Origin of the sequence: Echinicola marina, assembly GCF_020463795.1 — a bacterium.
Taxonomy (GTDB): Bacteria; Bacteroidota; Bacteroidia; order Cytophagales; family Cyclobacteriaceae; genus Echinicola; species Echinicola marina.
On record NZ_CP080025.1, the window covers coordinates 3,543,297 to 3,557,242 of the forward strand.

General features: G+C 39.7%; 11 protein-coding genes. 5 read left to right on the plus strand and 6 right to left on the minus strand.

The genetic code is table 11. From position 1 onward, the window contains the following. Positions 1-40: 40 nt before the first annotated feature. Positions 41-835 (plus strand): thymidylate synthase, encoded by a 795-nt coding sequence (locus KZP23_RS14350; RefSeq protein ID WP_226332461.1) that lies wholly within the window; start codon positions 41-43, stop codon positions 833-835. Positions 836-843: 8 nt separating this feature from the next. On the opposite strand, the gene KZP23_RS14355 is transcribed toward KZP23_RS14350, so the two are convergent. Then, on the minus strand, positions 844-1,659 hold the full coding sequence (locus KZP23_RS14355) for an aminotransferase class IV (RefSeq protein ID WP_226332462.1): 816 nt from the start codon (positions 1,657-1,659) through the stop codon (positions 844-846). Between the two features lie 166 nt (positions 1,660-1,825). Between KZP23_RS14355 and sdaAB the strand changes: the two genes are divergently transcribed. The 3 genes from sdaAB to KZP23_RS14370 are packed head-to-tail and all read left to right on the plus strand — an operon-like array spanning position 1,826 to position 5,154. Continuing rightward, positions 1,826-2,503 carry an L-serine ammonia-lyase, iron-sulfur-dependent subunit beta gene (sdaAB, locus tag KZP23_RS14360; protein ID WP_226332463.1) on the plus strand — a complete coding sequence of 226 codons (678 nt, stop codon included), beginning with the start codon at positions 1,826-1,828 and terminating at the stop codon, positions 2,501-2,503. 14 nt (positions 2,504-2,517) lie between these two features. Next, on the plus strand, positions 2,518-3,849 hold the full coding sequence (locus tag KZP23_RS14365; protein WP_226332465.1) for a TolC family protein: 1,332 nt from the start codon (positions 2,518-2,520) through the stop codon (positions 3,847-3,849). 12 nt (positions 3,850-3,861) lie between these two features. Beyond that, complete coding sequence (locus KZP23_RS14370) at positions 3,862-5,154, plus strand: efflux RND transporter periplasmic adaptor subunit (protein WP_226332467.1); 1,293 nt, start codon at positions 3,862-3,864, stop codon at positions 5,152-5,154. A 54-nt stretch (positions 5,155-5,208) separates the two neighbouring features. Here KZP23_RS14370 and KZP23_RS14375 read toward each other — a convergent pair whose 3' ends face one another. The 3 genes from KZP23_RS14375 to KZP23_RS14385 all read right to left on the minus strand — a co-directional run bounded on the left by KZP23_RS14375 (position 5,209) and on the right by KZP23_RS14385 (position 7,511). Next, positions 5,209-6,078: a type 2 periplasmic-binding domain-containing protein gene (locus KZP23_RS14375; RefSeq protein WP_226332469.1), complete on the minus strand. Its 870-nt coding sequence runs from the start codon at positions 6,076-6,078 to the stop codon at positions 5,209-5,211. 70 nt (positions 6,079-6,148) lie between these two features. After that, a complete protein-coding gene (locus KZP23_RS14380; protein WP_226332475.1) occupies positions 6,149-7,093 on the minus strand; it encodes a hypothetical protein in 945 nt (314 codons plus the stop codon). Then, the gene (locus KZP23_RS14385; protein ID WP_226332477.1) at positions 7,074-7,511 is read right to left on the minus strand and encodes a nucleoside deaminase; all 438 of its coding nucleotides are present in this window, start codon (positions 7,509-7,511) and stop codon (positions 7,074-7,076) included. The genes KZP23_RS14380 and KZP23_RS14385 overlap by 20 nt, the downstream gene beginning before the upstream one ends. 560 nt (positions 7,512-8,071) lie before the next feature. On the opposite strand from KZP23_RS14385, the gene KZP23_RS14390 reads away from it, so the two are divergent. Further along, a complete protein-coding gene (locus KZP23_RS14390) occupies positions 8,072-9,856 on the plus strand; it encodes a sensor histidine kinase (RefSeq protein WP_226332478.1) in 1,785 nt (594 codons plus the stop codon). 60 nt (positions 9,857-9,916) lie between these two features. On the opposite strand, the gene KZP23_RS14395 is transcribed toward KZP23_RS14390, so the two are convergent. Both KZP23_RS14395 and KZP23_RS14400 read right to left on the minus strand, forming a co-directional pair. Beyond that, on the minus strand, positions 9,917-11,296 hold the full coding sequence (locus KZP23_RS14395; protein ID WP_226332480.1) for an MFS transporter: 1,380 nt from the start codon (positions 11,294-11,296) through the stop codon (positions 9,917-9,919). 88 nt (positions 11,297-11,384) lie between these two features. Beyond that, the gene (locus KZP23_RS14400) at positions 11,385-13,805 is read right to left on the minus strand and encodes a glycoside hydrolase family 31 protein (RefSeq protein ID WP_226332481.1); all 2,421 of its coding nucleotides are present in this window, start codon (positions 13,803-13,805) and stop codon (positions 11,385-11,387) included. Positions 13,806-13,946 lie beyond the last annotated feature (141 nt).

Here is a 13,946-nt window from a genome sequence, read left to right on the forward strand (position 1 = left end):
ATAATACTTCCGCATAGAGATTTACTGAATACCCATAAAAATGAAACAATACCATCAATTATTACAGCATATTCTTGATAATGGTACCCAAAAAGGAGATCGAACAGGCACTGGGACTTTAAGTGTTTTTGGCTATCAAATGAGGTTTGACCTGCAGGAAGGCTTTCCTTTGGTGACCACCAAAAAATGCCACCTAAAGTCAATTATTCATGAGTTGTTGTGGTTTTTGAAGGGAGAAAGTAATATCCAATACCTTAAAGAAAACAAAGTTTCGATATGGGATGAATGGGCTGACGAAAATGGGAATTTGGGTCCCGTGTACGGTTATCAGTGGAGACATTGGCCTGATGGGAAAGGGGGAGAAATTGACCAAATAAAGCACCTCATCCATCAAATAAAAACTAATCCTAATTCCAGAAGGTTATTGGTGAGTGCTTGGAATGTGGCTGACGTGGACAATATGGCTTTGCCTCCCTGTCATACCATGTTTCAGTTTTATGTGGCAGAGGGAAAACTTTCCTGTCAGTTATACCAAAGGAGTGCTGATGTGTTTTTGGGGGTGCCTTTTAATATTGCTTCCTATGCTTTGTTTACCATGATGATAGCACAGGTATGTGGATTGGAGCCGGGAGAGTTTATCCATACTTTTGGTGATACCCATTTATATTCTAACCATCTTGAGCAGGCCAAATTACAGCTTACTAGAGACTGTAGGCCATTGCCAAGCATGAAAATCAATCCTGATGTAAAGGATATCTTTGAGTTTAAATTCGAGGATTTTGAGCTATTGAATTATGATCCTCACCCGCATATCAAGGCTCCGGTAGCCGTATAGCAAGGGGATTAATAGAAGATATTTTCTATAAAGGAAATGGGCTTGATGTCAAAGTCTGTTTCCTTTATTTTTTTGATATAGGCAATGCCTGTGACATTACTGGTGAAAACCTGTTCTGCACTTAATAGGCTTTCCTCATTGTATTCACCGATATTTAGTTTTTTACCAGCTTTTTTTATGGTTTCAATGATCATTTTTCTCCCTACTCCAGCGATGCAATTACAATTGAGCGAAGGGGTGTGAAATTCTCCGTCTTTAACCCAAAAGATATTGGCAGCACCTGCTTCTGATATGTGGTTTTGATCATCCAGTAGAATCACCTCGTCCATATGTTTTTCTACACGCTCTATATTGGCCATGACATAGGGAAGGGCATTAAGGGTTTTACAATTGGCCCAAGGTGAAGATGAGATTTTTATGCTAGTACTTATATAGGCTTGGTCTTTAACTGAAAAGCCAGGGGAATGAGCTTGTATCATAATGATTTCTCCTGTAGCGGATTGTTGGGGAGTGTATTTCCCTAGGCCGGACCTAAAAACATTCCATCTGATTCTGAGCATACAGTCTTTTCCATATTCTTTGATAAGGAATCCTTCCAGCTGCTTCAGTGAGGAAAGCCCTTTAGGATAGATTTTTAATTTTTCCAGTCCAATATTTAACCTTTCCTCATGTGCATGGGCAAATCTGATTTTCCCATTAGAAAAAATCATGGTCTCAAAAATTCCATCACCAAAAAAAGAGGCCCTGTTAGCAAGCCGCTGATCTATTTGGTGGTATTGTTTGTCTGGATTTGGAGATAAAAAGACGGTTTCAATAATGGACATATTAGGTTAGAAATAGAGGCGCTATTTTCGTTTTTTAATCAATAGTGCTAAAATTAAGTTAAAATAAATCAAATTGTGGGGCTTAGCTTGAATTAAAGGAAAGATTGAGTGATAATTAAATCTTTAATAGTAGATTAGCATATTAATTAGTGAACTGGGCTTAGACATGGCTAGAAAAAGTAGTGTATTTGATATGATTGGGCCAGTAATGATAGGTCCTTCCTCGTCACATACCGCAGGAGTAGTAAGAATTGCCCGTGCGGCAATAAAGGTATTGGGATCAAGTCCCGATCAGGCTTTAGTAACCTTTTATAATTCTTTTGCCAGTACCTATGAGGGGCATGGGAGTGATAAAGCAGTGATCGGCGGCCTGTTGGATTTCAAGACAGATGATGTAAGGATCAAGCAGTCTTTGGATTTGGCAGAAGAAAGGGGACTTGAATTTACTTTTAAATCAATCGGCAACGCTTCTGTATATCATCCCAATACCATAAAACTTAATCTGGTAAAAGGAGAAAGAAAAGTGGAGGTAATTGGAGAAAGTTTAGGAGGAGGATTGATCAATATCAGTGCGGTTGATGGCTTTCATGCAGATTTTTCAGCACAAGAGCATACCCTGATTATAAAAGCGGATGATGTATCGGGAGCCATAGCCTTTATTACAAGTATTCTGGCCCAAGAGAAAGCAAATATAGCTACCATGTCCGTGTCCAGAAAAGGTAAGCGGGAAATAGCATGTCATGTGATAGAAATGGATTCAGGATTAAACCCGATTACCGTACAATATCTAAAAAGTATTGGATGGATTCATGAATTGATTTATATTCCAAAAATAGACCTTTAGTATTTGTTATGATTATGAGATTTTTTATAACCCTAACCGTAATTGTTTTTAATGTTTTAGATGCTTGGAGTCAAGGTAATGTTTCTAATTTATCCTTGGAAGAGTGTGTACAGATAGGCTTGGAAAACAATTTGGAACTCCAACGTAGTGTTTTGAACCAAGAAAATAATCAAGCCAATCTGATGGAAGCAAAAGGGCAACGCTACCCTTCACTTTCCATGACCTCTTCTTATAACTATAGTTGGGGACGCGCACTTGATAATGTCACCAATGATTATTTACCAAGTAGTAGTTTTGGTAGTGCCGGTTTCAGTGTTAGAAGTAATGTAAGCTTATTTTCTGGCGGTAGAATTAATAATAGCATCAACCAGGCCGCGGTAGATTTGGAAACGGGAGAATTAAATGTGGAGGCCACAAAAAACAATATCACACTGAATATTGTCAATCTATTTGTCAATGTAGTATTTGCCAAGGAGCAGGTGAACGTGGCTAAATCGCAGTTGGAAGTTACCAGTAACCAGTTGGAGAGGACAAGGAAGTTGGTGGAAGTGGGAGCGCTTCCTATTTCAGACCAGTATGATTTGGAGGCCCAGAATGCGACCAGCAATATGGAACTGACCAATGCCCAGAATAATCTCAGGTTGGCCAAGTTGAATTTGATGCAGGCCATTCAAATTCCCTATGAGGAGGAATTCGATGTATCTGTACCTGATTTGGAAGCAGAGAACTATTTGATAGGAGAACACAGTGTAAATGAGGTTTATGCCATAGCCTTGGCGCTTATGCCTGAGGTGAAAGCCGCGCAATTGGGGATTGAAAGTGCAGAGTATGGCGTTAAAATGGCCAAAGGGGCTTACTATCCAACTTTGGGTTTTGGTGCTAATGCCAGCACAAACTTTAATGAACTCTATAAGGATGTTGTACCATTTTGGGAACAGTTTGATGGGAATTTAAGTGAGGTGATTGGCGTCAATTTAAATATTCCTATTTTTTCCAACCTTTCGAACAAAGCTAACTTGCAACGAGCCAAGGTTCAAAAGAAATTAAGTAAGATCAATGTCAAAGAAGTCCAAAACAGGTTAAGACAGGATATTGAGACGGCGTATACCAATGCATTGTCTGCTAAGCAGTCTTATGAATCTTCACTTTTGAGAGTGTCTTCTTTGAATGAAGCTTTTAGGATGGCTCAGAAGAGATTTGAAGTAGGCATGATCAATGCTGTTGATTTTCAAGTAGCACAAAACAACTTATTTAATGCACAGGCAGATTTGCTTCAGGCAAAATACCAATATATTTTTAGTGTAAAAGTATTGGATTTTTATGTGGGCAATCCCTTAACACTTTAATAAAATTATACCATGGCTAAAAAGAAATCAAACAAGCTTATTTATTGGCTTTCTGGCGCACTGGTGCTGTTGGTAGTGGTGATTTTGATCGGTAAGTCTATGGGCTGGGTAGGTGGCCCTTCAGAGACGGAAGTGGAAGCCATCAAAGCATCCAAGAAGACGATAGTAGAAAAAGTCAGTGCTTCCGGAGTGATTCAGCCTGAAACAGAAATTAAGCTTAGTCCAGATGTAGCAGGGGAGATTATTGAATTGAATATAAATGAAGGAGATTCGGTGCAGCAAAATGATCTGCTGGTAAAAATACGTCCTGATAATTTTATTTCAGTACTAGATAGAAACAAAGCGAATCTGAGTCAGCAAAAGGCTAATTTGGCCCAGTCAGAAGCTGCCCTGAATCGATCTGAAGCCCAGTTTGAACGGGCTCAGCTTGAATACGAAAGAAATAAGGACCTATATGAGAGCAAGGTGATTTCTGATTCGGAATTTGAGCAAGCAAAGGCCAATTATATATCTGCACAAAATGACCTGGCTGCGGCTAAGCAATCTGTTGAAGCATCCAAGTATGTTGTGAAAAGTGCCCAAGCGAGCGTAAATGAAGCTTCAGAGAATTTGAGCTTGACCAATGTTTTTGCGCCGGTAAATGGAGTGGTTTCAAAATTGTTGGTGGAGAAAGGTGAACGGGTGGTAGGTACCCAACAGATGGCAGGTACAGAGATGCTAAGGATAGCTGACATGAGTAAGATGGAGGTAAGGGTAGATGTGAATGAAAATGATATTGTGAGGCTTTCTTTGGGGGATACAACACTTATCGATGTCGATGCATACTCGAGTACTGGAGATGAATTCAGAGGAATCGTGACATCCATTGCCAATTCGGCCAATGAAAAGGCCAGCCAAGACGCTGTGACAGAATTCGAAGTTCGGATAAGAATCATCAATGATTCTTATAAGCATTTGATCACGGAAGAAAATCGCTTTCCTTTCCGGCCGGGGATGACCGCCAGCGTGGAGATCATAACCGATAAAAAGGAGGATGTATTATCTGTGCCCCTTGCGTCGGTAACTACCCGTGAAAATATGAAGAAGGATAGCACAGATCAATCCAGTGATTTAAAAGAACTGGTGTTTAAAATCCAGGAAAATAAGGCAGTATTAGAGGAAGTAAAGACGGGAATATCAGACTTTGAAAATATTGAAATATTAGAAGGGCTGGAGGAAGGAATGGAGATTGTAGCCGGTCCTTACCATATTGTAAGTAAAAAGTTGGAAGATGGTGATTTGATAAAAAGGATTGATCAGAAATAAAAATGGAGATCGATTCGAAAATGGATTCAAAAAGCCCCAATTCTGGGGCTTTTATTATATCAGGTCTACCAGTTCTTTGGCTGTCAGGTTTTCTATGGTTGTTTTTTCCTTGATCAATCCCAGTTCAAATAGAATGTCCATGGTATTGTTCAAGCTTTCTGTGCTAAGCTGATTGTTGGTTGCCCAGGTGGTCTGCTCTAACCATGCACTGATATCGGGTTCCTGAATACCATAGGCCTCAGAAAGTATTTGTGATAAATTATCTTGTTTTCTGATTTCCATGGACTTTTGGTAAATCAAGTCTTGGATAAGTTTGAGTTCATTTTCATGCGAATCAACAAGTTCCTCTTGAGCTACAAGAACAAAGCAAGGCCAAGGTGTGGGGATTTCGCCGATTCTGTCGAAATAACCTTCATCCACGAAAGGTTTGGTAGTGTATTTCTCCCATAGAAATCCTTTTGGCTTTTGATCAGCAAAGGCATCCTTTGCACCGTCCATGTTCCCTACTACTTCAAATTGCAGTGATTCAGGCTGCCAACCTTTTTCTTTGGCCAGTAGATAGGTCATCAGATGGGAGCCTGATCCATATCGACTGATGAGGAAAGGTGTATGCTGTAGTTGATTTACAGTTTTAACTCCTGCTTTAGCAGGAACATGGACTCCCCATGTGAGAGGCGAGAGGACATGGTAACCAATTATTTTGCCTGGATTTCCTTCAATTTTATCTTTGATAAAGCTTTCTGTGAGAATAATGGCTATATCCGCTTCTTTTTCTCTAATGGCCTTGTTCATGGCTCCAGAACCTTTGGATTCATCCTTCCACGCAAGTTTGATGCCTTTTTCCAGCAGAGGTTGTTCATTGACCAATTGGATCCAGGGATAATTAAAATGTTCTGGAACGCCTATAATTTGGATTGTTTTCATGCCCAAAGATATATGCTTAGGGTGATTGGTAAAACACTTCTGGCTATTTTAGCACTGAGGTTATGTGTATTTACCGTGTCAATTCTTCAAGAAAGTAGAAAAGAGCATGCAAATGGTCTATATGGTCAGGGGCTGAATTGCCCGCAAAGGCCTTTATTCTTAGTTTTCCTACATGATTATCAGCTAGCTGTTGCATTCCCAATGGCCCATGATTCAAGACTGGATTTCTCTCTAATTGAAGTTTATGGATCAAGTAGTCGGCACATTCCGTGGTACTTGCATAAGTCCCTGGAAATACACTACTATGAGTGAATGTAAAGGAGATATTTTCTTTCATGGCCTCATGCGAAAGAGAAAGGAAAACGGCTAAATCTTCCTCCTTGATTTTGGCACCAGTGGCTAAGGTTTGGTTTTTGGGGATATATCCGGCGTGCATTCCATCTAAAAGTATTACCCCATCCATTTTGGGATGGGATTCCTGTTTCAGAATGGATCTTATTGCTCCATATCCTGCACTCCATCCAGATAGATAAATGGCTTTTATGGGGTTTTGAATAGCTTTCTCTGTTACCGTTAATAACTGTCCAAAAGCATCTGATTGGTCAAAAGGGCGGGAATAGGCAGACGAACCACTGCCCAGATTGATAGTCAAAGCAGCCCAGTGTATTTTATTTTTTATAGCATGATCGGCTATTTCGTGGGGACCGTGAAAATGGATCAATAGGGAAACACTGTCTCGGATTTCGTCGTCAGGAAGATAAAGATGGGCGGGATATGGCAAACCTACGTCAAGATCTAAATGTTTCCCCGGAAGGTCAACCGGGGCTATCCGTTCATGGGGACGAATACTTTCTGTCATAGGTGATGGGTTTTGGGGTGCCATATGGTTTTGTTTTTGCGCATACAGCAGGTTTCCCAAGAGGGTGAAATAGCTCAAAGAGATGAGCTGTAAAGCCCTTTTCGTTGCGGGCAACTGACGTATAAAGGTCTGGAAATTATATGCCAATATCCTCATTCCACAGGCTTGGATGGTTAGTGATAAAAGTCTCCATTAATTGCTTACAGGTATTATCATTGCTGACAATAACTTCCACACCTCTTGATTTTAGAAGCGTTTCTTCTCCCATAAATGTTTGGTTTTCACCAATGACAACTTTTGGGATACGATAGAGTAATATGGTTCCGGAACACATGGGGCATGGAGAAAGGGTGGTGTACAAAACGCTATTTTGATAAACTTTAGCAGCTTGTCTTCCAGCATTTTCTATGGCATCCATTTCTCCGTGCAATATGGCACTTCCTTTTTGAACTCTTCGATTATGTCCTCTTCCTATTATCTTGCCTTCATAGACTAGGACGGAGCCAATTGGAATGCCTCCTTCATTAAGTCCTTTTTGGGCTTCTTCTATAGCTGCTTTTAGAAATTTGTCCATGTTTTGAGAGTTGAGTAAGTGCGTGAGTAGTTTGAAAATGGAACTGTGATATTCCCTGAGTTAAGTAGAATGTCCAATTAAAATACAGAATGATTTTCATATTGTTATCTCATAAGAGCATAATTTATCTGATACTTGATGTTTTATTTGGAGGAAAGTGTAGTTGTTTTTTGTGTTTCATGTATTTTAAAATGGTATTTACTAAGGAGTAAATAAAATATTTGGTAATTTTTACTGCTGAATATTTGGAACATTATAGGAGTGAAAAAATGAGAAAGGTAAGTAAAGTTGCGTGCTATAGTTATTAATGGAAACAATATAATGGTATATTTGTAGTTTGAATGTTTAATAATGTAATTTGTTATTGGTTTTATTTACCTGAAATTATAAATGAAAAATGCGATGGGAATTAAACTTAGTGTTGATGATCGTAATTTTAAATTAAAATGGAAATGTTAAGCTCGCTTAATCTTAATGTGAAAAATGAATTGTGAAATTCGCATATATTATGTGGGATTTATTTATTTTCGGAATGTTATTGCACACCAAGTAATTTTATAATGGAATTTACCCTTAGCGCATATTCGCTTACCTTGCTGATTTTTTCCGTTTTAACACTTTTTTTGTCAGTGGTGGTTTTTATTGGGCTCAACAAAAATGTGAGATGGTTTGGGGCAATGATGGTAGCTGTAAGTATTTGGGCAGCTTCAGATGGGGTGATGGTGGTTGTGGATGACTTGGGGCTCATGTTATCCATTGTGAATGCCGAATATGTGGGGATTGCATTGGTGCCAGTTTTTTGGTTGCTCTTTGTATTTCGTTTTGTAGGAAAGGAACAATGGTTAAAGCCCAGAATGGTGGCTGCACAGTTTATTTTTCCAATTTTGACCTTATTGATGGTTTGGACAAATGATTATCATCATTTGCACTATCAGTCCGCGGCTATCAAAGAAGTAAATGGGCTTTATGGACTGGTCACTGCAAAAGGTCCTTGGTATATTATTCATACTACCTATTTCTATTGCTGGATGATTTTTGGGATGTTCCTTTTACTATACCAGTATAAAAAGTCAGAGGGGATTTACCGAAAACAAACGGTGATTATCATTTTGGGTAGTTTGGTGCCTTGGGTAGCGAATATTTTGGTGGTTTTTCAGGTTGGGCCATTTAATGGCTTTGATCCAACACCCTATGGTTTTGTGGTCACTAGCTTTATAGTTGTCTTTGGTTTCTGGGAGTTGAGTTTGTTTGATTTAAGGCCTATAGCCCGTAACAAAGTAGTGGATTCTATGAGAGAAGGGATGGTGGTGCTGGATGTAGAAGATAGGATAGTGGATTTTAATGATCAAATGCTGCGAATTATAGGAAGGGGAAAGGGGGAAGTTACCGGACTTGGGTTTGGTAAACTAGGTTTTAAAGATGAACGGTGGAAAGAGCTGCTGGAGCAGGATACTGAACAGGTAGTTTACCTTGATTTATTGTTTGAGGGAGAAAAGCGATATTATGAAATCAACTGTAAAATCATCAGTGGAGGCAAGCGGGATTTCAGAGGTCGGCTGCTGATGTTTAGGGATATTACCCAATTCAGACTTGATCAAAGGAGATTAGAAGAACAGGCAAGGGAATTAAGTGAGTTGAACATGACCAAGGATAGATTGCTGTCCATTATTTCTCATGATATGAGAGGGCCTCTTAATTCACTCACACAGTTTTTGGAGATGAGCGAATCGGGATTTATCAGTGATCAAGAGTTTAAGGCCATGCTCCCAAAGATTTCAGAAAACTTAAGACAAGTTTCAGGTTTTATGGAGAACCTATTGGTGTGGGCGATGAGTCAACTGATGGGAGAGAATATTGAGAAAGAAGTATTTGATATAGATAAAGAATTAAGCTCTGTAGTAAATCTGTTCAAAGCTTCAATAGAGAATAAGGGAATACAAGTTGATCATTTAAGTAAGGGAGAGGCTTTGGTGTTTGCTGATCCAAACATGACTCGTCTTGTGCTGAGAAACTTGTTAAGCAATGCCCTTAAATTTTCTGATAAGGGGGATAAGATAAGTATCTACCTAGAGTTTGTGGGAAATCAAACAAAAGTTTTAGTAGAAGATACTGGAGTAGGTATTCCAGAGAAAAACTTGGATAGGATATTTTCAGCAGAAGCATTTACTACCTTTGGAACCCAGAAAGAACAAGGTACTGGATTAGGCTTGATGTTGAGCAAAGATTTTGTGGAGAAGAACGGTGGTGAAATTGGAGTAGAAAGTGAACTAGGAAAAGGGACGAAATTCTTTTTTACATTGCCGAGAAAAGCGAAAATTAAAAAGGAAAAAGGCCTCTTGAAATAAATTTGAAGAAGCCTTGATTTAACTTTTATAGGATAGATATCCGTGATTTTAGAATTGGAATCACTGCACTTTTTCTGAAAGTAATTCCTCTTCCATAATTTTTACATCATCTTTATCATCAACGAATATCACACAAATAGCAGCTATGATGAGGATAATCCCTGCAGAAAACAATGCATAAATTGCTTGTCCATCATAGAAATACTTCACGATATAACCTCCCACAAAGCCATTCAAGATTTGCGGTGCTGTGATAAAGAAATTGAAAATGCCCATATATACCCCCATTTTCTTGGGAGGGACTGAGCCTGCTAAAATGGCATAAGGCATGGCCAATATACTTGCCCAAGCAATCCCAACTCCTATCATGGAAATATTTAGTAGCCATTTCATTTCCACATTGCTCACCAAAATAATTGAAATTAGGCCTAAACCTCCAGCAGTCAGACATACCGCATGAGTCAGTTTTCTGCCTATTTTTGCTGCTATTACCGGGAGGGTCAAAGCGAAAATGGCAGAAACAAGGTTGTACACCCCGAAAATCACTCCTACATAATTTCCTGCTTCATTGAATTCCAAAGAAGACCTGTCAGTTGCTGGTAGCTCCCAAACATGCTGGGCTAGGGCCGGCGTGGTAAATACCCACATGGAGAATAGGGCAAACCAAGAGAAAAACTGCACAAGACCGAGTTGGCGCATAGTTTTGGGCATTGCCCAAAAGTCTGTGAAAATTCCCAAGATTCCCTTTTGTTCTTCAGTATTGTTGGAAGGATGGTCATTTTCTCCAGGAGGATATTCCGTGGTTCTGATTACTGTCCAAAGTATTGATGCCACCAATATTGTTGCGCCTATCATAAATGCCCAAATGACATTTTGGGGAACAACGCCATCTGAGCTACTGGTGGATATTCCCAACCATTCAGTAAGGATGTAAGGCAGCCAAGAACCGATTACTGCGCCCAGACCAATCAATAGGGTCTGTACTGCAAAACCTAGCGTGCGTTGGTCAGTGGGAAGTTTGTCCGCCACCAATGCCCTAAAGGGTTCCATGGCAATATTAAAGGAGGCATCCATGATCATCAGGAAACCTGCTCCAACCCATAAGGCTGGAAGGAATGCAATGAATAGAGAGGCGTTTGGCATGAGCATTAAACCAATGGCGGCCAATATCGCTCCTACCAAAAAGTAAGGTCTCCTTCTTCCTAATTTGGTCCAAGTTCTGTCACTGTAATGACCAATGATAGGCTGTATGATCATACCGGTAATTGGAGCAACCAACCAGAAGAGTGAAAGGTGTTCTACATCAGCACCAAAAGTCTGCAAAATCCTACTTGCATTGGCGTTTTGGAGGGCAAAGCCCATTTGAATGCCTAAAAAGCCGAAGCTCATATTCCAGATTTGCCAGAAGCTGAGCTTTTTCTTATGTATTTTGGGTTGCATTTATTTTTGAAATGGGTTTAAAAAAGGGAAAGCATTAAATATGTGTTTTTTAGTATGCTTTCCCTAGTAATTTAATGATTGATTATGATTAAAAGAAAATCTTAATTTCCTCCGAATCATTATGGATTCTCACTGCAGGTAGGGCAGGAGTTTCTAGAAAAGGCAAACAATTGTCTGGTAATGGATCAAAATCGGTGAGTCTTGTCAAAAAGGCTGTTGATTTCATTTCAGTTTCCAGTGTTTTATTGTTTACCCTAATAGTATTGGTCTCAAATCCGTGGAAGATCAATTCCAGTTGTTTAAAACTTGAATCAAATTCACCTTTTGATTTCTCAAGCAGTAATGTTTGTTGGTCACTGTCTAGGATGATTTTTCTTGAATAATAGTCTCCATTTTGATAAGCAGTACTTAGGCCGTCATCTTCATAGTGATTGTATTCTGTAATTCCACTACCCTTATAAATATGTAGTCTCAAAATTCCATCATGGTCTTCACCTGTATGGTTAACTGTGGATTGCATGGGGAGGATGGAACCTCCTTTTACCATAACAGGTAAATAATTGATCGGGCTGTCCAAGTAGATTTCCTGATTCCCTTGGTATTCCTTGTCATTAAAGAAATAGTACCACTGTCCTTCTGGTAAATAAACTTTACATATTTCTTTATTGCTTTCTATTGGGGCAATCAGTAGACTGTCACAGAAAAGATACTGGTTCTCAAATCTGCTGTCAAAGATGTTTTTGTCATGAGAATAATTAATGGCCAAGCTTTTTACTAGGGGTAAGCCATTGAGACTGCTTTGATGGAAACTGTTGTAGATCAAAGGCAGTAATTGGTAGCGAAGTTTAAGGTAATTTCTTGAAATTTCTTCCACTTCTTCACCAAAGGACCAAGGTTCTGCTGCTTTGCTATTGATCATAGAATGTGCCCGGTATAAAGGCGAGAAAGCTGCAATGCTCATCCACCTTGCGAAAAGGGCTGGGCTCGCTTCCCCGCAAAATCCGCCAACATCATATCCTGCAAATGCCACTCCACTCATGCCAAGACTATTTACCAATCTAATTCCGGCTAACATATGTTCTTCACTGGCTACATTATCTCCAGTCCAAGCTGCTGCATATCGCTGTATGCCTGCAAAACCAGCTCTTGTGAGAATAAAGGGCCTTTCCTGACCATTATAGGATGAACCTTGTTGGGCAGCTCGAGCCATTTGCATTCCATAGATATTTCTGGCCTTTCTGTGGCTGACCTGTTCACCCTCATAGTCAAAATTGATCAGATTTGGGGTGTGTTGTCCCCATGAGGCAGGCTCGTTCATGTCTGTCCAAAAGCCATCTACACCGGCCTCTGTATAAAATTCCATTTTTTCGGCCCACCAGCTTCTGGTTTTTTCCATGGTGAAATCTGGAAAGGCACACCAGCCTGGCCATACTTGTCCCTCATAAATTTCACCATCGGGATATTTCAGAAATAAGTTCTCTTCTTTTCCCTCTTCATAGGGCAAGTAATTATTTTCAACCTTTATACCTGGATCCATGATGACCACTACTCTGAATCCTCTTTCTTTAAGGGATCGGATCATGGTTTTGGCATCTGGGAATTTTTCACCATCGAAGGTAAAGACCTTATAAGCTTCCATATGGTGGATGTCCAAGTAAATCACGTCTCCTGGCATATCCTTGTCTCGAAAGGTCTTGGCTAGGGATTTTACCTCAGACTCCGGATAATAGGAATAGCGGCATTGCTGGTAGCCCAAGGACCATTTTGGTGGTAAATTCAGCTTTCCTGTGATATTAGTATAAGCGGAAATAATTTTCTCTACATTTTGGTCATGGAAAAAATAATAGTCCATATCGCCATCTTCAGCAGAAAAATAGGAAAACCTCCTGTTGGAAGCTCCGAAGTTAAATACTGATTTATGGGTATTGTCAAAGAATATCCCATAGGCCAATCCATGATGGATTCCCATATAAAAGGGAATGGACATATATAATGGGTCATCATTCACGCCATAGGCAAAGAAATCGGTATTCCAATTGGTGAAGGCCTGACCTGCTCGATCCAGCCCTCCTGTTTTTTCTCCTAGACCAATGAATCGTTCATTGGTTTGTAGTTTTTTATAATTGCTGACTTCAGTGCCTAGCCAAGATACCCCAAAAGCAGGATCATCCTGATTGATGATTTGCCCATTATGGTCAAGAAAGGTCAGTGCCCATTCATTCTTATTGAGCCGGACCTTGATTTTGGCTGTTTCGAGGTAGATATATTCTTCATCTTCAGAAATAAGGAAAATTTCTTCAGGTGGATTTGCTATAACACTATAAGGGTTGGGGCTAAAATGATCGTGTTGACTGAGCCTGACCCTGATGGTATTATTGGCGTATACGCTAATATTGAATTGTGCATTGACTGTTTGTCCGCATAAGCCAGTGGAGGTTTTTTTCCAAGAAATGATCCTTCCAGCTGATACATTTTGAGCACGATTGCTGCTTGTTGCTACAGTAGTCATTTGGGTGTAATTAATGATTAATCTTTATTAATAGTTATTACAGCCCTCCTTGGGTAGGACTTGGAGTAGCTTGGAGACCTGTTAATGCGCATCGCTGGTGACGGACAGCTAGTGATAAAATACAGGTTTTCGACAGCTAAG

Bases quoted from the DNA above. Each gene is read 5' to 3' on its own strand.
- KZP23_RS14375 (WP_226332469.1), bottom strand. From the start codon at position 6,078: ATGAAAACAATCCAAATTATAGGCGTTCCAGAACATTTTAATTATCCC.
- KZP23_RS14370 (WP_226332467.1), top strand. From the start codon at position 3,862: ATGGCTAAAAAGAAATCAAACAAGCTTATTTATTGGCTTTCTGGCGCA.
- KZP23_RS14350 (WP_226332461.1), top strand. From the start codon at position 41: ATGAAACAATACCATCAATTATTACAGCATATTCTTGATAATGGTACC.
- KZP23_RS14365 (WP_226332465.1), top strand. From the start codon at position 2,518: ATGAGATTTTTTATAACCCTAACCGTAATTGTTTTTAATGTTTTAGAT.
- KZP23_RS14355 (WP_226332462.1), bottom strand. From the start codon at position 1,659: ATGTCCATTATTGAAACCGTCTTTTTATCTCCAAATCCAGACAAACAA.
- sdaAB (WP_226332463.1), top strand. From the start codon at position 1,826: ATGGCTAGAAAAAGTAGTGTATTTGATATGATTGGGCCAGTAATGATA.
- KZP23_RS14400 (WP_226332481.1), bottom strand. From the start codon at position 13,805: ATGACTACTGTAGCAACAAGCAGCAATCGTGCTCAAAATGTATCAGCT.
- KZP23_RS14395 (WP_226332480.1), bottom strand. From the start codon at position 11,296: ATGCAACCCAAAATACATAAGAAAAAGCTCAGCTTCTGGCAAATCTGG.
- KZP23_RS14390 (WP_226332478.1), top strand. From the start codon at position 8,072: ATGGAATTTACCCTTAGCGCATATTCGCTTACCTTGCTGATTTTTTCC.
- KZP23_RS14380 (WP_226332475.1), bottom strand. From the start codon at position 7,093: ATGAGGATATTGGCATATAATTTCCAGACCTTTATACGTCAGTTGCCC.
- KZP23_RS14385 (WP_226332477.1), bottom strand. From the start codon at position 7,511: ATGGACAAATTTCTAAAAGCAGCTATAGAAGAAGCCCAAAAAGGACTT.